The organism is Chitinophaga sancti (assembly GCF_034424315.1).
GTDB lineage: Bacteria > Bacteroidota > Bacteroidia > Chitinophagales > Chitinophagaceae > Chitinophaga > Chitinophaga sancti.
On the sequence record NZ_CP139972.1, the window covers coordinates 6,705,984 to 6,727,566 of the forward strand.

The window sequence follows — 21,583 nt, forward strand, 5'->3', positions numbered from 1 at the left end:
TGGATTATTGAAGCAAACAAAATACCCCCCACTCACAATCCGTACGTAATTGTGAACAAGTAAAAACACCATTAACAACTCCAATACGCGCGTGATTGAAGCCACTAAGGGCATAAGGTATTATTGTGTTTAGTGTGAATTGGCAGTTATAAGTGTCATGAAAAGTAAAAAGGAACGACACTAAGATTTGTTATCGCCAATGAATAACGGCATGTCTATTTTAGACCTCACAAAGGTAATCAATATTTTTATATTTCAAAATAATCACTCGCCTGAAACCTATGGTGGGAGATTAATTTGCCATAACCATTATCGAAATCTCCAATGCTGTAAAGGGTTTAAACATAATCATACCCCTATAACCCTTTGCTATACTGATTCTAATAATTTAATCTGTACTAGTAATTATTGTATTGACAATCAAAATTCCTCCCACTATAAGGCACCAAATCTATAATGTGAGCTTATTACATGTAATCCAGACAAAATCCAAACTTTGGGGCTAAAAATAGGTGAAGAATTGAGTTAGGTGTAAGGGGGCAATTGGGAAAATTATTTGCTTTGAAATTTTTTTAATAAAACCCGTCACAAATATGATAATATAATAGGATTAATAATCGTTACATTCCCTATACCCAATTAATACCTGAATCAGTTAGTACCCTATCAATTAATATCCTTATCCTTCTGTATTGGGTTATGTCTCTAAACTCCCTTATATATAGTAAGATAAGTATGTAGTGATAATATAGTAATGATTATATGGTAGAAGTATAGTAGTATATAGATATAATATATAATAAAGATATAATTGAATAATGGTGTATAATAGATTTACTTGTTAAGGATGTAAGTAAGTAACTATTGAAAACCGGATTTTTTCTGCTTATAACTTCTTTTTAATCGGCTTGAATCAAAATCCCTTGCAACTATAGCAAATGATAATAAAGTAGATTATCAATTCAAGAACAAAAAAATTTTTAGTAAAATCATGTAGACCTTTTTGTTGAATGAAAAGGTGAAATATTAATTTGATATAGCCAAAAAATATTTTCAAAATTCCTCCGAAACCCTTTCTGGTATTGGTTAAAATAAATCATTAGTTATTTGCTTTTTGTTTTTAGAATCAATAAATTTGATTATAGAGAGTGAGAAGAAAACAAAAAAACATTTCAACACTATTTAAAATATTATGGCGGTTTAAGTACTAATAATTGCTACTTAAACTATCATCAAAATAATTGTAGTTCATTTTTAATAGTTAAATAAAATGCCCGATTATTCTTAGTCGGGCTGTCTTTTTAACAAGAAATGAATAATAATTAATTGAACAACTATAACTATTAAAAATTAATTAATGCATGAAAACAATTACAGCTTCATATTGCCAGAAGGTTTGATTGAAACTATACAATCAACATTAAAAGAAAACGGCAAAATATCCTATACTAAAAGGAACAAGCCAACAAAAGACGGGATTAACTTACTACATAAGTATCTATACATTCCGCACCTATTACTTCAAAACAAAATTTTCAAGAGTGACAGTTATGAAAAGACTGGCGTAGCTATCAATTTCACTTTGATTAAGAATATACTTAGTCTCTCAAGTGAAGAAACTAAGGCTATTGTTGACTATTATATTGAAGTAGGTATTATAGAACTGGTGAATTCATATATCTTTTTGAGTTTAGGCAGCAAAGAAAATAAGTGTAGAACATATCGTTTTACTAATGAATGGAATAATGTAAAGGTCTATAATTATCAATGTCCTACAGATTCAACTTTCATTAAAAGGTTAATTGAAACTGATTATTCAAAGAAACCAATTTCATCAAAATCCCCTGCAACTAAAGCAAATGATGATATTGTTGATTATCAATTAAAAGTATTTAATGAATCTGTTGGGTTGCATCAGTCAGTATATAAATACTTTACCAATAAGTATTCAGTGAGTGTAGATGAATTGATGGATGGAGATATTAAGGTTGATATAAATGACTATATATTTTATTCAATTATCCGAAAGGATTTTAAAATTACTAGACCAGACGGGGATTCACGCATCTATTCCCCACTAACATCAATTAAAAGGGAACACAGGAAATATATTACGTTGAATGGAAAGCAACTAATTGGTTTGGATGTAGTTGGATGCCAGATGTTATTGTCTTCAATTGCTGTTGAGAACTATTTCACAAATACATATGACGGGGTTGAATTGCCTGATGACATGGTGTATTACAGACAGTTAGCAGAAGCAGGTATGTTGTATGAGAAACTAGCAGAAGCAGAAGTTAAAACTTCATTGTTAACAAAAGACAGAACTGCCTACAAACAAAGACTATACAAAGGATTCTTCTTCAGTAAAAACAGCAAAAGGTTAAATAAAATACAACAAGCATTTAAATCATTGTTCCCTAGCGTTTTTGATACGATTGTCAATATTAAAGCCAGCAACGAATATAACAGTTGGGCTATTACACTACAAAAGGTTGAATCTGTGTTGATGCTAGATTTAATCAGCAAACAACTAATTGATAAAGGTATCCAGTTTTTGAATTTACATGATGGGTTGTATTTCTCAACAATAGAAGATTTAAAAGTAGGCGAAGAAATATTAATCAATTGTTTCAAAGATAATGGTGGCGTGAATGTCAGAACGAAAATTGAACAATATGATGAACCTTTTGAATTCATTGAAGAAGGAAAGGACAAAAACGTTATCTGGTTTGAATCAATGGCTAATGTAAAATTGGTGAATCATTATTTTAAAGTTGCTGATACATATTTCAACGTAAAAAAGTTAACAAGAAAAGAGGATTCAAAAGGGAGCAAAAGTAAGAAACTAACCAAGAAGGAATTTCTAAAATTATATGAAGAAAAGAAAGCCGTTGAACAAGAAATTGAAAATAAAGAAGTTAAAGTAGTAAGTATGCTAGAGTATAACGATATGATTTTTAAATCAAAATATATTTATAATCAATTTAGAAAAATTGAAGAATTAGGATTTCAATTAGATCCGGGTAAGATAGACCAATACAATATTTATGATTTCAATGAAGAATGGGAGTTTCATTTTGGTAGTGAATATAACAGTGCCATCATAAATAAACACACCAGAATGTCAGCTTCTTACGGTGGTTACAGACAATACCCAATAGAGGAATTTGTACCTGACATTATATCATTAATCAAAGAAGAACAACTTCTTCTTCAATCAATTGCAACAAAATAAATCACCAATGGAAAAGTTTGAATTGAAAATTGTTGTCCATAATAAAAAGGAAGAAGTGCCTGCTACAGAGAAACTAAGAACTGTATGGGGCAGCAAAGAACGATTAGCCAGATTAAAACAGCCGGTACAAAAATTTCAGACAAAAATTATCTCTATGGATGATTATAACAAATCTTTTTACAAACAAGCAAAACAATAAATAACAATTAAACAAAATGAAAACAGAATTAGAGCACCACATGCAACAACACAAAGAGTACGATGAGTACGTGGATAACTTAATCAAAAAATTCGAAATTGAAAGTTATGATGAACTGGAAGAATTATTAAAACCTTCCCTACTCTCAATTTTGACTTCAGAAGGTTTAACAATGCGGGATTATAAAGATATGATGAAACAATTTGATGAAGTCATAATTGAGAAGTCCAGCAAAGATAATGATGACCTTGAAGAAAAAGAATATCATTCTTATGTGGTAAGTGTGTATGAGGAAGAGCAACCAATCAGGGAAGAAATATTAATCTTCAATTCCCTATAACATTTCATTTGACTAAGAACCACGATTTTATGTTAACCCAATAAAAAGAAGCGGTTTATTCATATTTAAAAATAAAATAATAAATATGAATGAGCGCAAATTTTCACCAAGACCTTTTATTAGGTAGAACTATTGAATCCCAATTAGCAACCATCTTTGAAGCAGCTGGTTACACAACAATCAACACGAGAGATAAAGAAGATTTCCCCGACTATGATTTAATTGTTACCCATCCGGACGGCACTACTTCCACCGTAGAAGTGAAGTACGATAAGATGGCTAGTCAAACCGGTAATGCAGCCGTAGAATATCAAAAGTTAAAAGACAATAAAATAATTCCATCCGGTATATTTGTTTGTAAAGCAGATTTCATTGCTTACAAATTCACCAATGATACCAACTTTTACTTTATTCCACCTGCTGATTTAAAAAGCCTTATCAACAAAAAGAAATATTCCCGAACAGTAAACGGTGGTGATGATAAGAGAAGTGTATTAGCATTGTTTAATTTGTCCTATTTCAAATCCCAATGTGAGAAGGTAAATCTTCAAGTTTTAAAAAGTATAGGCTGACAGTATTTAAAATATAAACAGTTATTAATGGAAAGAAAAGAAGGATTTGAAAAGATACAACAATTGCTCCCTATTATTTATCAATATTACCAAACTAGAGAGATACCTGCAACTTTTGATGAAGAAAAGAAAAAAATATGCGCAGATGTATATTCCCGTTTTGTGTTGCCTGGTGCTATATTTCCTGGATTTAATTGCAGACCATGTGTGATTAGTGTATTTGAATTAATTGAAAGTTTTTGGAACAGAGAGTTTCCAAAATATCAACAGGAACAACAAAAAGAAGCCAATACAGCCAATATAAATTCAACTGAAACAACTATATCACTAAAAGAGATTAAACCTGAAAAAAAGGCAAGAAATAATAAAAAGTAACTTATCAGCTTAAATCAAGTGATACAATAAAGAATAATCTGCTATATTCGAAAAAAAATCCATTATGAGTAAAACAGAGAATTTATTAGCTCGTTGGGAGTTGAATGCAAAAAAATAGCCGATGGGTATATTAGAGAACTAAGGGGGATAGTACCATCAGATGACAATGGCGGGAACGAGAAAATCAGAAAATTTAAATTTGAATTAATCAGAGAACAAATGCAAATCCTAAACAATTCATTACAAGATAAAGAGGTTGATGAAGTAAAGTTATTTGAGGGTATTCAAAAGCTTTATTGGGAAGTTATAGAATATTTCGATTCTTCGATAGTGTTAAATAAATAGTATTTAGCTGTAGGCTCTATTTAATATAGTAATATACTTAGCTGTTTCATTAATTAGAAACAGCTTTTTTATTTTTGAAAGTATTTAAAAAGAGGGCTAACCCAATCGTTTTTTACGCCCCCATACGAAATTAACAACAATGAAAGACCATTTATTCAAAGCCGGAAACAAAGGCAAACCCAAAGGAGCAATTAGTAAAACGGCAAAATATATACGTGATTTTCTGGCAGATGTAATGTTGGATAACCTACCACAATTACAGGCTGATTTAGACAAGATGAAGCCAAGGGATAAGTGGGCCATACTGAAAGGATTATCAGACAAATTTCTGCCGGATTTAACCCATACAGATATAGAAGCAAATGTAAACGGACAGGTGAAGTTTGTAGTTGAATATGTAGATAGTAATATCCAGCATCTACAATCAATTGAATCAACAAATGACACCCTAATTGAAGAAGCACAATTTGAACAGTTAGATCAATCAATTAGCCTGGTTCATGTCTCTCCCGGAATCGAACCTATTTTAAAGAGTAGCTAATTTAATACTGTTTATCAATTAGTTGTGAATGATTATTAATTTATCATAATTAGTTGGTTACCAAATTAGTTACTAAAATGAATGGTTTTAGTGATGCGTTATAATAATATAGAATGTATAAGTTAACCCCCAATTTTTAATGTATGAAGAAGAAATAACCCCAATTAGGATTCAATTAAAACGACCCCATGTTAATCAACAGAAAATACTTTCCTCAAACAGTAGGTTCAAAGTTATATGTGCAGGTAGACGTTTCGGCAAGAGTGATTTAGCACAGATAGCTAGTGTAACGAGAATGTTGTCAGCACCTAAAACATTTGTTGGATATGTAGCCCCAAACTTTGATTTGTGCAAGAAATTTTTCAAAGAGTTCGTTGAATCATTACCTGCTCAATTAATTAAATCAGAGAATAAAGCAGAGTTACAAATTGAGTTCATTAATCAAAGCTTTATTAAGTTCCATTCAGGTGAGGCTTTGCAATCATTTAGAAGTAGGAAGTATCACTTAGTCATAATTGATGAGGCAGCATTTATACCAGACTTAAAAGATGCTTATGAGCAATCGATTAGACCTACCCTAACGGATTTCAGAGGACAATGTATATTTATATCAACACCTAGAGGAGAAAATTACTTTTCTGCACTGTTCCATAAAGGGTTAAGGAATGAAGATGGATATGAATCATTCCATTTTACTAGCTACGATAATCCATTCATTAGTCCAGAAGAAATAGATGAAGCACAAAACACACTTCCATCTGAAGTTTTTAAACAAGAGTTCCTAGCAGAGCCATCAAGTAATAGCGGTTCACCTTTCGGTGGTCAATCAACTATCAATAAAAATGTAGTATCAACCCTATCTAATAATGAGCCAATATGTTTCGGAATCGATTTAGGGAAATCCATCGACCATTCCTGTATAATTGGCCTTGATAACGAAAAGAAGATGGCCTATTTTGACCGTTTTCGTATGGATTGGAATATCACCAAGCAAAGAATTAAATCACTCAATTTAAGGTATCCTAAAGCCCATTATGTAATTGATGCCACTGGTTTAGGTTCTCCAATTGTTGATGATTTGCAATTAGCGGGAATTAACAATCTAGTTCCTTTCAAATTTACAGGAACAAGTAAACCACAGATTATCCTTGAATTAATATTAGCAGTTGAGAAAGGCGAAATTACCTACAATGAGATAACAGCAAAAGAAATGTCAGTATTTGAATTTACTACAACCGCATCTGGCCATATTAGATATTCGGCGGCTTCTGGATATAACGATGATACTATAGCAAGTCTGGCAATGGCGAATAGCTACCATAAGCATTGTAGGAGAATATCAGATTGGAAGTTGTATAGGTGTTAATGTTATCGAACTCCCTTATAATTAGTAAGAATGAATATGTAGTGATAATATAGTGATGAATAATTATTATGATTGAATATTTAAAAGATAAAGACATGAATGAATAACATAGAAGAAATTATTAAGAATTTACCTTCAAGTTGGAAGGAATTGAAATTAAAAGATTATTTGAAAATCGTTGATGTTAGCCTAATTGAGTATACTAATGATATTTATGGAGCAGATTTTGTTAAACTAGATAACGCAATTAGGATACTATCTTCTTTAACTGGTTTAACAGTTGATGAAATTGAAAAACTACCTATGTCTTATGTAAATCAAATGGTAGCTAAGATTTCATTTATGGATAAGTTACCATCAGAAAGGATTAAACCACCATTTAAGATTAAAAGAATCGAACAAATAACTTTCGAAGAATACATTTCCTTTTTGAACTATACTCATAAGCCAGAATTAATATTTTCCAACCTGCCAAATATTATAAGGCAATTTTCAATTACTCCATTTACACAAGAAGAAGTTGAAAATCTAAACATGGAAGATGTTCTTAGCTGTTTTTTTTTGTCAAAGAAGCAATTAATGACATCGCTAAACAATTCAATCAGACAAACGGTGATGAGATTAATAAAGTTAAAGATGATAGAAGTAAAGGAACATTTGCTGAAGAAATTCAAAATCAAAAAGCAGCAATCCACAAGCAATACGGATTCTACTTTTTAGCAAAGGAAGTAGCAGATTATTGCAATACTACTTTTTTTGAGATTATGAACAGGCCCGCGTTAGAAGTAGTCGGTTTAACCTTAATTATACAGAATCAAATTGAATACAAAAACATGAAGTAATGGCACAATCTTTATCGTCAGCTAGTAGAGCAGCAATACATCAAAGCAGAATTGACCAGTTGGGAAATTTGGGTACTTCAAGGGATAGTTTTGAAGCGGTAGCCGGTGCATTAGAAGAAGCAATTGGAGCCTTTATTGAACGGATTAAAGATAACATTGATTCTTCAAGCACATGTAAGCATTCGGTCTGGGGCATCTTCCCAATGCAAATTATAGATGCTACATTTGCATCCATACATCAACCATTACTAAGATCTTTGATTATTGCAGACCACAACCTACATAGCCGTTTTTCTTGCTTCAGTTGGTTTCCAATTAGGAGGTAATAAGTGTATTAATTCAGCAGCGGAGCAGTCGTGGAGTCGATTATACACATCGTTTAAGTATTCGAATGGATCAATCCCGTTCAGCTTACAAGTTTCTACTAGAGAGTAAAATAATGCAGCCCTTTCCCCGCCGTGTTCATTACTGGCAAAAAGGGAGTTTTTTCTGAATAATGTAATTGGACGTATCGCATTTTCAGTTGTATTGTTGTCAACGTCTATTCTTCCGTTTAAAAATAATATATTCAGCTTATCCCACTGATTATTTGCATAAGTAATTGCTTTAGCCAATAGGCTATCAGGTACATGTTTATCCTTGTGTTCATCCAACCAGCTACGGATCTTGTCAAAAAAGGGTTTACTATATTTCTGTCGTAATGCCAGTCGTTGGTCAGGAGTAAAATGTTTACGTTTAGCATACGCTTCTATGCGGTATATAATATTAAAATATACAAGGACCTGGTCTGACAGTACTTTATTTTGTCGCTGTGATTTTTTAAATCCTCTGCGGATATGCGCCAGGCAGCTCATCAACGTAACTTTGTTATTTTCTTTAAATGCAGCAGTGTAGGACGATAGCGCATCTGTTTGCAATATGCCTGCAAAATCCTTCAGAATCTCTTTTGGTACATCATTAGCTCTACCAGGGTGAAATTCAAACAGCACAAGCTTGTGTTCCGGTGCATGAAACACCCACATCCATCCATTGGCGGCTTTGCCCTGGCCTTCATCGTGGAGGTACCTCAGCCTTGTCTCGTCTGCTTTAAGGTAATTTGCCGTCTGTATAGTTTTCTTCAGTAGTTTCAACAGACGCTTCAACTTTTTATAACAAACTTCCTCCCAGTGGTCTATTGTTGATGCTGCAAAACTAACACCTGTCAGGCGCTCAAACCGCTGCTGCTGGCGATAGTATGGCATGTAGTAAACAAAACGTTCACTGTGCAGATGGGCAAGCAACCTGTTGCTTACAATCCCACGTTCTATCATCCTGGGCTGGACAGGCGTGCAGTGGATCTTTCCATCTGCTGATTTATATTGAAGGTGATGTTCTTCTTTTCTGATTAGTTTTCCGGGAATAATTTCGTAATAAACAGATACTTTCTTCCCCATGGGCTTCATGCCTGTTTTATCTCCTGCAATATCATAAACAATAGTTTCTGTTTCCAGGTGAGTGGGAATAGGTCTTCTTCCTTTATGTGCTTTGTGACGCTTTTTCCTGCGGCTGGTTTTGGAAGTAGTGCCTGTTTGGGTATCCGTAATGGTCGAAGCTATTGTTTGTTCAATAATAGCTTCGACTTCGGTTTTATCAAATTCTTCTCCCAGAGTCTGCTGAATAGCTGTCTGTGTAGTTGCTGCGTCAGGAATAAATTTTTCACTACGCTGGCCAAATAACATCTCCTGCAGCTCTTTTAATTGCCAGTCTTTACGCTGTGCTTCATCTGTTTTACTGGCAAGAGCGGTCTGCATTTCTGCAATAGTTTCCTCCAGAGATGTAATCCTTCTATCTTTATCAATTCCACGTTCCTGCTCATTAGATAGCCAACGCCTCAGCTGGTCTTTTTCTTCTTTTAGTGCAGTATTCTCTGTTGTGAGCTCCTGAATAATGCGACTGAACACATGTCTTTCCTGGGTGAGAGAATTGGACAAATCTGCTTTCTGCAGTTGCAGCGCATTCACTTGTTCCAGTGCTTCAGGCAATGTGTATATGATCTCAGGTTTCACTCATCGCAAAGGTAATATCGCGAACATTCATACCCAAGCATTTATGATTTATTCTGATAAAATATTTATCAGCTTTTATGATATCTGCCTGATCTTTCATAACGTTTGCGGAATCTCACTTCTACTCCTTCTAATATTAGTAAAAGATCTTTCTTTTCTAAGACCATCATCTTAGTTTCACTATTGTATACAGGTGTACCAAAAGTACCTCTTGACAACCTTTTGTAAAATATGCCAAAGCCATCTCCATCCCAGCCAAGAATCTTAACCTGCGTGCGACGGTGATTGAAAAACGCATACAGGGTACCATACTGAAAAGGGTCTTCCTTCATCTCATTTACAACAATACCAGACAGGCCGTTAAAACTTAAGCGCATATCTGTGTCGCTGTTCCATAATACGAGGCGATAACCAGTTAATGATAACATATTACAACAGGGCTTTTAGATATGAAGGTTCAACGCGCTGATAAAAAACAATACCGCGATATTCTGCAAAGATAGTTCCCGACACTGGCTCTTGTTGGACTGGTGAGAGATCTACATCAATAAACCCCACGGGAGCATTTGATTCTACAAGTTGATTACCATAGCGTTTGCGCCAGTTGTAAAAAGTAGCAGCTGATATCTGAAAGGCAGCGGTAAACTCCTTCACACTTATATTACCTGCCTGAGTGAACTGTTCAAGAGCTGAGATGATCTCTTGTTCACTGAATTGATGACTTGTTACGGAAGATTTTTTTCGTTTCATATTTGCTATTCTTTCGAATGCAAAGTTAGAGTCTAATCAATTGCACTCGAGAATGCTCCGCATCGAATGCTTACAAGCACATCTACTACTGGTGCAATTCAGAATATAGAAATGAAGGTTGAAGATAACAGTATCAAGGTCTATGCTAATGATTATTTATTGTACCAGGATAGAGGGGTATCAGGTGTGAAAACTAAATATAACACTCCACACTCCTACACTGATAAGAAACCACCAGTACAAGCTATTATAGATTGGATTACAACAAAGAACATTCAATTACGTGATGAAGAACGTTATCATGGTGAGCCTAGCAAATTCGCACACCTAGATGATGACAAGAAAATTGAAAATGCAGCTTGGGCAATTGTAAATAAAATCTACTATCATGGTTTTGAAGGGAAAGGTTATTATTCAAAGGAGATTCCACAATTGATAACAGACCTAAAAAGCCAATTTGCCAACTTTTGTGTTCAGCAAATCAGTCAGCAAATTGGCGTTAGATCCGATGCAACGATGGTGATAATATCATAAATTTTCTTCTAAGTACTTTTTTAACATTTCATGAAAATCAACCTGCATATAAGCAATTTCATCTGGTAAATTATCTTCATCAATTTTCCATTCTCCGCGTTTATTTGCTCTAAGCAGAATCTTTTTTTCCTTTCCATTATATTCGAAAGTAGCAACACATGTTCTATTATCAGGAGAATTAAAATTAAAATTATAAATAGTACCGCTTATTGCTTGGTTAAAACCCCTTTTCATAATATATACTTGAAGTGTTATTTTTTTCCAATTTCATTAAGTATTGTATCTATGTCGAATTCCGTACTTTTAATAGCTGAAGGATAACTTGACTTCTTAGCAATTTTCCATTCACCATAAGAGTTTCTTTGGACTAACAATTCATAACTTTTCCAATCAGCAGACGCTTTAATCTTACATATCCCGGGTGTACTATGTTCAATATCAAAATAAAGTTTCACCTCACCATTCATTACTATTCTTTCAAAGTTTTCCATACGTAGTATTTAAAATTATAAAGCTAATATAAGTAAAATGGCAATAACAATTCTTCAAAATCCTTATAAATATACCCCTTCAAAAAATAATATTATCTGGTCTGTGTCTTCAGATGTAAGTAATATTACTTATTTTAAGATAGTAGTATATGAAGTAGTAAGTAATAGCATAATCAGTAACTTAAAAATATATCCTTCACCAGACAATCAAACAGGCGCATACATAAACCTATCATTAATTTTACGCTCATACGCTAAATGGGAATTCAAACCAATACATGTACCAGCTAGTGAACTCGTTGATAATTTTGAAAAGAATTTATTTGCGTATAAAATTGTTGTTACCGAAAGGTTATCATCATCAGGTGGTATAATAGATGGAGCTAGTTATACATCCGATACTAACTATGTATTCAATTCTAAACTAGACCCTATTACTTTCAAGACTTACAATCAAAACAAATATCTAGTTCAATCAGGACGTGTTGTCAACTTCCTAACATCAAAACCGGATAATGTAAAAGTGAATGATTCTTCTTTTGAAAGTTTACATTTCTTGCACAATGATTCAGGTGAGGTCATTAGTGGCAGGTATGAATTCTACGATAAGAATAACAATCTCCTTTACACGCATTATGAAGCAATAGACCAAGGTGACGAACATATATTATATCGAATCAATTGTAGCCTTAAACATCTAAAGATAGCGGTAACTAATGTCAACTTCTCTAATGTTGCTTATTATGATGTTGCAATGGTGGATTATTCACAAAACCCACTAACAATTAATAGACGTTTCATTATTGAATCTTTGCCCTGTCATCTGGAGCCTGTCAATTTATTTTTCGTTAATCAATTTGGAGTATTTGAGACATTACAGTTGTTTAACCCCATCAGTACATTATCAACTACAAAGCAGACGGTAAAGAATAGCCCATACAAACTAAATAGTGCTGGTATGATTGCTGACTATGATGATAAATTATTTAACATTATTGATGAGATATTAACCGTTAGTTCAGAACAACAAATAAAATTAAGTACGGGTATCCTTAATGATGGTATGTTAAAATGGTTGTCCACTCTATTAACTAGCGAACAAATAGTTATGCAGGTATTACCAGATTTATATGTTCCTGTATTATTATCTGATACATCCTATGAAATATCAAATCAAAAATATCAGACTGAACTCAATGTTAAGCAATTCACATTTAGTCTATCTGATGGATTCACCCCTGATTTCTTATTCGTAGCTGCATCAAACACCCTTCCAGTTGTAGTTAATACTGATGGTGACTTTTATACACGTAACGCTTAATATTTAAAGAATAAAAAGAATGCAATCATACCACATCGAGAAAATTAATTTTGCAAGTGAATTAGACCAGGCTACACAAATATTAATTGATATTAGAAAGATGAGTGACCCGGATGAAAGTAGTAGTTATACAAATTTGAAAACTGTAAACGTAACAACTACTGGCCAATTGGTTACTCCTGTTAACTTTGATTCAATGTTACCTGATACTGATTATACCATCAGATACAGAGATACAAACAATACTGTAATATTCACTGAAGAAATAAAAAGCACTACCCCAATTGTCGTAGATGATTTTCTGGATAAAGTAACTACCCTTATGCCTAATATGCAGGTTGAGACAACAAATGAAACAGGTTTATTAGATTCATATTTACCTGAAAGGATTGGTTTTCTTTATCAATTGAAAGGAAACTTCAGGGATGTATTAGATCAGTTTGGTAATTTTCAGTATACCGTTAATGATGAAAATATTGGTATAGGTTTTCAAAAGTATGATAATGAAATTGGTTTAAGGTTAACTTCAAATGTTACTGCCTTATATCCAGATCCATCAGACGCAACCGGTAATAATCAGGCTTCCATTCTTGGGTCTGATGGTACGAGAAGTTATAGTTTAGGATTCTGGTTTTATCTTACTACTGATGAATTAACGCAAACAGGTGTAGATGGTAAGTTATGGTTATGGTATTCCGGTACAGGTGCTAGACATATAGGTATCTATATTGACACCACCACTAAATATATCAATTGGGTACATGTCAAAGATGGAACGACAGAATCAATTGTTTTAGACCATGCTGTAATTGCTAACAAATGGCATAGAGTATTTGTTAGAAGGGATGGAAGTAACCCGTCTGATAGTTATAATAATCAAATTCTTATGAAAGTTGATAGCGGTTATTATTCTCCATCAACACCTACATATTTTTCTTCTGCTACTAATTTTGCAGGCGATAATACAGAGAAGATATATTTAGGATTTGGCAGGCAAGATAGTAACGGTAATCTGATAGGCACATTGGGAACTTATAAATATTTTTATTATCGTGCATCTCTCACCGATAATAATTTGAGAGAGAGAATATTAACCCCCCCCATATCCTACTGTGATAATTGCTAATCCAGATGGTTCAAGCCCATATACTGTACCTGCTTATCAATTCATCACAGTAACAAACAATAAAGTTAGTTGGGTAGTACCAAATGATGTTCCCACAGGCTCAAAGAAATGGTTTTATAAAACTTATTCAAATGAGAGAACACCAGTCAATGTTACTATTGTTCCTTTCACTAAAGTAACAACGGGTTATGATATTAACTTCGCTAATGAATCATCAATTGAAAGTAATAAGAATCAAATAGTTAATAAATTTGGTGCATTACATAAGGCTTGGGGTGGTTATGCTAATGGTGGAGTAGTTGGTGATAACGTATACTTTCAAGATGGTAAGTTAGTATTAGAAGCACATGGAGATTGGTATGATGGTACAGTACAAGGAGTTAATAGAGACGGTACACCTAAAATACATACAATACAAGGTGACCCGGTTTGGGGAGATGACCCTAAACTTGGACAGGATTGGACTAATAGAGTAGGTTGTTGTATTGTATCTAAAGATTATCATGGTTTTGGCCGTTATTTATTTAGAACTAAAATAACCCAACTTTTAGGATGCACTCCGGCAGTTTGGCTATTTTGGTACTCTGAGACCTACCCCGAGCTACCAGAATATGAAGAATTATTGGAAGAAGGTTTAAAACGTGAAGGGGGCTTTTCTGATGGCTATTATGTTGTGTTGAATCAGGAAATAGACATCGAAATGCCAAGCCATTTAGCAATGGGAGTATTCAATGGATGGTTAGAAGTGGAAAGTAATGTTATATTCTTTGACATCAATCCTCAATATCACATAGGTATACAAAACGATACCCAATCATCTGCAAATAACGGTTTGTGGAAATATAACGGTGCTGGTAACCCCAATTTAAGAACTAATTGGACTAAAGTAAGTACAGTGGTTAATCCGGTTTATCAACCCTCTTTCGATAATTTTAAATGTAATACCTGGATTAGCGAAACCGGCAGTGGTTCCGGGTATCGTTTTAAAGACCCTTCAATCCCTGATACACAAAATGATGAAGTATACTTAGCTAATTTGACACCAATAGGGCAAGCTGCAAATGATGATGCATTCCATGATTATGAGTTTAGATGGTACAAAGACCGTGTAGAGTTCTATTTTGACGGGGTATTAAAACAAACTAATACATCATTCATTCCTGATATTCCTGGAAGATTAACTATTGGCCCTTGGTTTCCTTCTGCCACTTCGGATTCAGTTGCACCTTGGCTACCCTCTCCCCTTAAGGCTTGGGCAGGCAGTAATACAGGTAATGGTTTAGCATCCTGGAACTATCAAAAATTTATTATTGACCGTATATTATTTGAACCTTATGACGATATTACAGCAGGTGGCTCAAATAGATTGATTGGTGAATCTTATCCTTTTGATGGTATTAGACAAATATCATTATGATATTATTTTTTGTTAATTTTGTATCACACTAAATGGTTTTTATTATGATACAAGAATTACTCGATTTGGGTTATATCTACGAAAAAGGAAATGATTACTATTATAAAGAATATGGACCTGTTAGAATTGGAATAAAGAAATCAGAAGATAAATATTATGCTTCTACCAATCCTTTTGTTGAGCAATTTTTAATACCGTTGGAAAACATCGAGGAGGTAAAAAAATATATTCAAAGAATCGAAACAGAAAAATAGTATGACTGCACAACAATTTCTCACAATTCCAATGGTTCTAACATTTGTTGTAACCCTTGTAAATGTGTTTTTACTTCTTGGATTGAGAACAAAATATGAAGAAGCCAAACAGACGAATCAAGCTACAAAAGAGGATATAGGTGAAATTACAAAAATTGTTGAGGAAATTAAAAACAACTTGACAAATGAAACGGAAATCTTAAAATCAAAGTTGTCAATTGAAAATCAACATAAGATAAATATAAAAACGGCTGAACATAATGCGTTAATCAACTATGTTGAAAAATTTTCGGCGTGGTTTTTTTATATGGCAAGAGTACAGTTATATACCTACAATCTTGAAAGCTATAAAGAAATTGATAATATCGATATAGAAATTAATCGAAGATTATATGAAAAAGACCTAGCTGATGCAAAGCTATTATTATTTGTTAATAACCAAGATTTCGTTAAAATGCAAGGTGGTTTGGACTTATCTGTTCATGATTTTCAACAAACTTTATTACTTGGGCTAAATGATTTAAAGGGAATATTTAGATTTGGTGAACTAAAACTAGAAAAAGCTACAGACATTCAATCATATGAATTGAAAACGAAATTATTATCAGATGCTTATGCTTCCAGCAAAAAAACATCTGATGAACTATCTAAAAAATATGAGGAAGTATATAAGAAATTTGTTGTTTTGGTTAAATACGTCAATAATAGACTAATGACCCTATAAGAGATTAAGCATAGATGCAAGTATTTAAAACATAAAACGAATCAATGTATTCAATTTATGTTTTAGAAACTTCAAAGGCACCAACAACAGCACCTTTATATTCAGGAGTAAATGATGTAAATGTTAATCCCACTAACATTGTAGCAATCAGAACTACAGATTCTTCAATGTCAATAAGTGCCGGTCAGTACCTTAAATTCCAAGGTAATTATTATAAGATATTGTCCAGCACTTATTTTTCATACTTCCATTACTATCAGTTAACCATTGACGGTAGTATTCCCGTAAATTATTATGATGCGGCTAATTGGGCTATTTATAGTAGCCTGGAAGATACCATTACCAACTACGGAAAATTAGATGTTGAAGATATTCAATTGTCTACCGTATTTGCTGTGTCCGATATTAGCGACATAAGCAACAGGAAAAACCCTGCTACCAAAACAATTACCCTCAAAGGAACTCAAACTAACAATCAGATATTAGGACACCTGTTTCACAATAACAGATACGCTGATGAATCCATCAACAATAAATTGTTCTTTAACTATGCACCATTGAGAACTGTAGATTGTTTAGTATATGAAGACAATTATTTAATTCTTCAGGGGAATCTGTATGTTCAGGATTTTACTATTGATGAGAAAGGCAATATTACTTACACTGTTAGTATTGCTGGTAAGTTTAAAGGGTTTGTATCTTCATTGGGTGATTCGTTAATATCAGATTTGGATTTTTCAGACCTTAAACACCATTATACAACAGATAATATTGGAGGTAGCCAAGGCGATTTTAAAGACTGGAATACAGGTACTACTATTCTAGGCCAATATGAAAGGTATAATACAACAACTAACACATTCTATTCAACTTACTATGGTTTAGGTAGCGGATATGTTTACCCCTTCATTGATTACGGTGAGAAGTATACCAACAATGAACTAAACGTTGATTATTCAAATATCAAATTGCAAAATTTCCGTCCTGCTATTTGGGTAAAGGAATATTTTGATAGGATATTCAAGTTTGCCGGTTACACCTATGAGATAAAAGGTAGTGCTGATTTTATAAATAGATTCAATTCATTACTGATACCAAATTCACAAGAAAAACTCACAGTAAGCACAAAAGAGAATAGAGCATTATATAATAAATCAACTTCACAGACAGGTAGTTATAATAAGGGATATGACCAGAACAATATGATGATTTACTTCCCTGTTAGGTGGGATACCCAAGACAATACCTATCTAACTGACTATGCACCTGTACAATATGGTGATGGTAGTCCCGCAAGCCCCAACAGAGAACATAATTTGCTATATGCCAAACGCACATTCACCTCTGATGGTAGAGTACAAGTGTCAGGGAGCATAACGGGGAATAATCCAGGAACTGAAAATGTTTCTGTTCAATTGGTAAAGCGTGATTATAGCACATCAACAATTATAAATAACGATAAGTTCACCGTTGTAGCTGAACAGAAATTCACTGTTAATGATAATCAAACCCTAGACTTCACTGCTGACTTCATTGTACCTGAAACTACATATAATGCCACTGAACAATTACAGGTGAGAATAGCGTGTACTGTATTTGGTGTTGCTAATGTTTCTGCCTATTATTCTTCTCCTACAATTACATCTGCTGCATTGTCATTTAGTAAAGATGATAGTACTTTGTTTACTGTGGATGTAACGTTTGGTGATGAAATAGTACCAACACCACCGGAAGGAATTAAAATGTTCGATTTTGTTAAGTCAGTAATCAATATGTTTAACCTATATGTATCTAATACCCTTGACAATCCCAAACATTTTATCTTTCAAACTTATGATGACTTCTATGCATTGGCAGATATCGAAAATATAAAGAACACTGCTTTAGATTGGACGAATAAGATAGATTACAGTTCAAAAATAAAAGGAACATCTAATCTTTCAATTCCCAAAAACTACACATTCACTTATTCTGATGATAGCAATGATTATCTGAATAAGAATTATAAAACAAAGTATGCAGAGAATTATAGTACTCTAACATTCACAGATGGTTTAGGTATAACAGATAATAAGGAAGTAAAAGTTGTCTTCAGCGCATCACCACAAGTATCTTTTAGTACAGGTGGACGTGTATATCCTATGTTAGTTCAGGGGGGAACAAGTATTTCAGCTAAATCACCAGTAAGTACAAATATTAGGGTACTTTATTACAATGGAATATTTGCAACTAACACTTATACTGTAGGCATTGACACATTTGATACCACTACTACCACTTGGGGTAAAACTGATGTATATAGTAGTAATTGGTATGCAAATGTTTCTATGTACTGGTTTGACCCCATAGCTAGGAATCCAAATACCCCATATGAATCCGATGGAGTGACACCAAAGAAATTAACACCATTAACTTCATTAAATTTTGGCAACCCTAAAGAAGTATATTTTTTAGCAGGAAGTGAATATGTTAATGTACCGAACCTGTATAATACATACTACATCAATCAGACTTCCGAACTAACCAATATCAATTTGACAACATTTGAAGTTGGAGTTAATTTGAATGCTGTAGATATTACCAATTTAGATTTGCGTGTACCTGTATTTATTAATATGGGGCAATATGGTCATGCATATTTCAAGATTTTAAATTTAGAATACACGGAATCAGAAGTAATTACTACTGTTACCCTACAAAGAATATCTTTCTGATGCGGCTATTTAAAGAATAAAATCGTTAATGGCAGATAATACAAATGATAGTCAGAGGATAATATTAGAAGTACAAAGTGATGCAAGTGGTTTACAACCTGCTATAGATGGTGTAAGGAATATACAAAATAGTGTCAACGACATTAATAATACCCCTATTCAACCTGATGTTAATATTCCTACTGATTCTGTAAAGAGTTTCAAACAACAACTTAAAGAAGCCCGTGAAGCTGCATTAGCATTAGCACAAGCCGGGAAGGAAAATACAGAAGAATACAATCAAGCAGTAAGGACAATTGCCAGTCTCACAGATCAGATGGAGGTGTTGGGAAGAGCCGTTGCTGCGGCGGATGTCGGGAACCGCCTCAACGGTGCTGTTAAGGCTGCATCTTTATTAGCATCTACAGTTCAAGGTGTTGCAGGTGGTTTAGAATTAGTAGGAGTTTCAGGTGATACAGCAGCAGAAGCAGTGGCAAAATTACAGGCTATTTCTGGTATAGTAGATGCACTGAATTCCTTCCAAGACGCGAATGACTATATTAAAGGGTTGATTTTATCGCTAAGAGGCGTATCAGTCGCAGAGGAAGGCGTTGCAGCAACAACTACTGCTACGACTACAACCATGAAGGGGTTGAAAGTTGCCTTAGCCTCTTTGGGCATTACAGCAATAGTATTAGCTGTAGGTTATCTTATTGCCAACTTTGATGAAATTAAAGAATCCGTAAAGAAACTAATACCTGGACTTGGTGAAGCTGGTGAAACATTTGATAAAGTTAAATCCTTTGTAATCGGTTTGGGTAATGCTGTAGTTCAATATGCCATAGCTCCAATTAAAGCACTTATTGATATTGTAAAAGGTGATTTCAAGGGTGCTGTGGAGGACATGAAGAAAGGATTTGATGTTGTCGGTAATGTACAGAGTGAATACAATAATCAAAGGAAGAAACAAGCAGATGAAGCAGCGCGTGAAGCAGCAAAGAAACGTGCAGATGAATTAGATGCTGCATTAAAGATATATGCTGCTAATGGTATTGAGGTATTAAGTTTACAGAAGGAGCAGTTACAATTACGCATCAAACAGGAGAAGGAAGGAAGTGATGAACAGAAGAAGGCAATACTGGATCTGGCTGTTTGGGAAGGTCAGCAAAACAAAAAGAAGGCTGATAAATTAAAAGCAGACCAAGATAAAGCTGATGCAAAAGCTAAAGCAGCTGCCGAAAAAGCAGCTAATGAACGTAAGAGTGCATTAGATGAGATTAAAAAGAACGAAGAAGAAAATCAAAAGGATATTCTTCAACTAAATATGAATGCTAGGGATAAAGAATTATCCAGCCTTCAATTAGATTATGATAAGAAGAAAGAAACCTATGAAAAATACGGTCAAGATACTAGCAATCTAACTACTAAGTATAATAATCAAAAAGTTGAGATAAATAAAAAGTATGATGACCAGATTAGCCAGGCATTAACAGATAGAACTAGTAAGAACTTAGATACCTATAAGCAGAAGGAATTAGAGATTAATAAATTTTATGACAACTTATTAAAAACTGCTACGGATAAAGAGAAGGAAGTAATTGAAGCCAGAAGGAAAAGTGAATTAGCTGCTGTATCTAAAGAATCAGGTTTGAATGATGTTAATGTTAAAGCAAATATTCAACTTACAAAAACCACATCTGAAAATACCATATCTGATAGTGATACACCTGACCAAAGGAAGGAGAAGACATTAGCGGTGTTAGCAGCCCAACAAGATGCAGAAAATGCTGCTTATGATTTGAAGAAGGAGCAATTAGGTGAACAGAATGCTGAGATTGAACAATTAACAGCCGACCACAACGCGAAGCTATTAGATATTAACCGTCAACGTACTGAAGCCAACAAAGCATTAGATAAGGCAGAGTTTGAACAGAAGCAACAAATAGCAAATGCTTCTGCCGATTTAATGTCAAGTGTAGCGGAATTAGCGGGTGAAAATACTATTGCACAAAAAGGTTTATCTGCTGCTGCTACCTTAATACGTACATATGAAAGTGCCATGCTTGCCTACAAAAATGGTTTAGAAGCGGGTGGGCCATATGGTATTATATTAGGTGCTGTCAGTGCTGCCGCTGCTGTTGCCGCTGGTCTATCCAATGTAAAGAAAATTCTTGCGGTACAGATTGCAGGTTCATCTTCCAGTTCTGCACCATCTGTTTCTACATCTTCAATTACATCTGCTTCTGCACCTGTAATTAATACATCCTCATTAAGTCAAAGCACTACACCACAAGATGTCCGTGTAATTAATCAGGCAGACACAACAGTTAGAGCATACATTACCGATAAGGATTTAAAGAACAATGAACAAAAATCAACATTTTTTAACAGCCTATCCACATATTAAATT

At 33.9% G+C, this 21,583-nt stretch carries 21 protein-coding genes; 16 read left to right on the plus strand and 5 right to left on the minus strand.

Features of this window, described 5'->3' with window-relative positions:
- The first annotated feature begins 1,357 nt into the window (after window positions 1-1,357).
- From U0033_RS26490 to U0033_RS26525, 8 genes are all read left to right on the plus strand, one after another.
- Window positions 1,358-3,238 carry a hypothetical protein gene (locus tag U0033_RS26490; RefSeq protein WP_072366729.1) on the plus strand — a complete coding sequence of 627 codons (1,881 nt, stop codon included), beginning with the start codon at window positions 1,358-1,360 and terminating at the stop codon, window positions 3,236-3,238.
- A gap of 7 nt (window positions 3,239-3,245) precedes the next feature.
- The gene (locus U0033_RS26495; RefSeq protein ID WP_072366731.1) at window positions 3,246-3,437 is read left to right on the plus strand and encodes a hypothetical protein; all 192 of its coding nucleotides are present in this window, start codon (window positions 3,246-3,248) and stop codon (window positions 3,435-3,437) included.
- A gap of 16 nt (window positions 3,438-3,453) precedes the next feature.
- Window positions 3,454-3,777 (plus strand): hypothetical protein, encoded by a 324-nt coding sequence (locus U0033_RS26500; protein ID WP_072366733.1) that lies wholly within the window; start codon window positions 3,454-3,456, stop codon window positions 3,775-3,777.
- A gap of 89 nt (window positions 3,778-3,866) precedes the next feature.
- On the plus strand, window positions 3,867-4,349 hold the full coding sequence (locus U0033_RS26505) for a hypothetical protein (protein ID WP_072366735.1): 483 nt from the start codon (window positions 3,867-3,869) through the stop codon (window positions 4,347-4,349).
- A gap of 27 nt (window positions 4,350-4,376) precedes the next feature.
- Window positions 4,377-4,724, plus strand: a complete 348-nt coding sequence (locus U0033_RS26510; protein WP_072366737.1) for a hypothetical protein — start codon at window positions 4,377-4,379, stop codon at window positions 4,722-4,724.
- A 484-nt stretch (window positions 4,725-5,208) separates the two neighbouring features.
- Window positions 5,209-5,610 carry a hypothetical protein gene (locus tag U0033_RS26515; protein ID WP_072366740.1) on the plus strand — a complete coding sequence of 134 codons (402 nt, stop codon included), beginning with the start codon at window positions 5,209-5,211 and terminating at the stop codon, window positions 5,608-5,610.
- A 139-nt stretch (window positions 5,611-5,749) separates the two neighbouring features.
- Entirely contained in the window at window positions 5,750-6,976 is a 1,227-nt protein-coding gene (locus U0033_RS26520; RefSeq protein ID WP_072366742.1) for a terminase large subunit domain-containing protein, read from the plus strand.
- A gap of 99 nt (window positions 6,977-7,075) precedes the next feature.
- A complete protein-coding gene (locus U0033_RS26525; protein ID WP_322518608.1) occupies window positions 7,076-7,696 on the plus strand; it encodes a hypothetical protein in 621 nt (206 codons plus the stop codon).
- Between the two features lie 400 nt (window positions 7,697-8,096).
- Here the strand turns inward: U0033_RS26525 and tnpC are convergent, their stop codons facing one another.
- The 3 genes from tnpC to tnpA all read right to left on the minus strand — a co-directional run bounded on the left by tnpC (window position 8,097) and on the right by tnpA (window position 10,613).
- Window positions 8,097-9,863 (minus strand): IS66 family transposase, encoded by a 1,767-nt coding sequence (gene tnpC, locus U0033_RS26530; RefSeq protein WP_322518454.1) that lies wholly within the window; start codon window positions 9,861-9,863, stop codon window positions 8,097-8,099.
- Between the two features lie 68 nt (window positions 9,864-9,931).
- A complete protein-coding gene (gene tnpB / locus U0033_RS26535) occupies window positions 9,932-10,291 on the minus strand; it encodes an IS66 family insertion sequence element accessory protein TnpB (RefSeq protein WP_072365183.1) in 360 nt (119 codons plus the stop codon).
- 1 nt (window position 10,292) lies between these two features.
- Window positions 10,293-10,613 (minus strand): IS66 family insertion sequence element accessory protein TnpA, encoded by a 321-nt coding sequence (gene tnpA, locus U0033_RS26540; RefSeq protein WP_072365181.1) that lies wholly within the window; start codon window positions 10,611-10,613, stop codon window positions 10,293-10,295.
- A gap of 66 nt (window positions 10,614-10,679) precedes the next feature.
- On the opposite strand from tnpA, the gene U0033_RS26545 reads away from it, so the two are divergent.
- Window positions 10,680-11,147 carry a hypothetical protein gene (locus U0033_RS26545; RefSeq protein ID WP_322518609.1) on the plus strand — a complete coding sequence of 156 codons (468 nt, stop codon included), beginning with the start codon at window positions 10,680-10,682 and terminating at the stop codon, window positions 11,145-11,147.
- On the opposite strand, the gene U0033_RS26550 is transcribed toward U0033_RS26545, so the two are convergent.
- Window positions 11,142-11,381: a hypothetical protein gene (locus tag U0033_RS26550; protein WP_322518610.1), complete on the minus strand. Its 240-nt coding sequence runs from the start codon at window positions 11,379-11,381 to the stop codon at window positions 11,142-11,144. The genes U0033_RS26545 and U0033_RS26550 overlap by 6 nt on opposite strands.
- A gap of 17 nt (window positions 11,382-11,398) precedes the next feature.
- The gene (locus tag U0033_RS26555) at window positions 11,399-11,638 is read right to left on the minus strand and encodes a hypothetical protein (protein WP_322518611.1); all 240 of its coding nucleotides are present in this window, start codon (window positions 11,636-11,638) and stop codon (window positions 11,399-11,401) included.
- A 37-nt stretch (window positions 11,639-11,675) separates the two neighbouring features.
- On the opposite strand from U0033_RS26555, the gene U0033_RS26560 reads away from it, so the two are divergent.
- From U0033_RS26560 to U0033_RS26590, 7 genes are read left to right on the plus strand one after another with little or no spacing between them, the layout of a single operon-like run.
- A complete protein-coding gene (locus U0033_RS26560; protein WP_326980844.1) occupies window positions 11,676-12,959 on the plus strand; it encodes a hypothetical protein in 1,284 nt (427 codons plus the stop codon).
- A 19-nt stretch (window positions 12,960-12,978) separates the two neighbouring features.
- Window positions 12,979-14,085 carry a hypothetical protein gene (locus U0033_RS26565; RefSeq protein ID WP_322518642.1) on the plus strand — a complete coding sequence of 369 codons (1,107 nt, stop codon included), beginning with the start codon at window positions 12,979-12,981 and terminating at the stop codon, window positions 14,083-14,085.
- Window positions 14,072-15,502, plus strand: a complete 1,431-nt coding sequence (locus U0033_RS26570; protein ID WP_322518616.1) for a LamG domain-containing protein — start codon at window positions 14,072-14,074, stop codon at window positions 15,500-15,502. Before U0033_RS26565 ends, U0033_RS26570 begins: the two co-directional genes overlap by 14 nt.
- A 44-nt stretch (window positions 15,503-15,546) precedes the next feature.
- Window positions 15,547-15,756 (plus strand): hypothetical protein, encoded by a 210-nt coding sequence (locus tag U0033_RS26575; protein ID WP_143151032.1) that lies wholly within the window; start codon window positions 15,547-15,549, stop codon window positions 15,754-15,756.
- A 1-nt stretch (window position 15,757) separates the two neighbouring features.
- Window positions 15,758-16,480, plus strand: a complete 723-nt coding sequence (locus U0033_RS26580; RefSeq protein WP_072366825.1) for a hypothetical protein — start codon at window positions 15,758-15,760, stop codon at window positions 16,478-16,480.
- Window positions 16,481-16,524: 44 nt separating this feature from the next.
- Window positions 16,525-19,194: a hypothetical protein gene (locus U0033_RS26585; protein WP_326980845.1), complete on the plus strand. Its 2,670-nt coding sequence runs from the start codon at window positions 16,525-16,527 to the stop codon at window positions 19,192-19,194.
- Between the two features lie 28 nt (window positions 19,195-19,222).
- Window positions 19,223-21,580 (plus strand): coiled-coil domain-containing protein, encoded by a 2,358-nt coding sequence (locus U0033_RS26590; RefSeq protein ID WP_326980846.1) that lies wholly within the window; start codon window positions 19,223-19,225, stop codon window positions 21,578-21,580.
- Window positions 21,581-21,583: the final 3 nt, after the last annotated feature.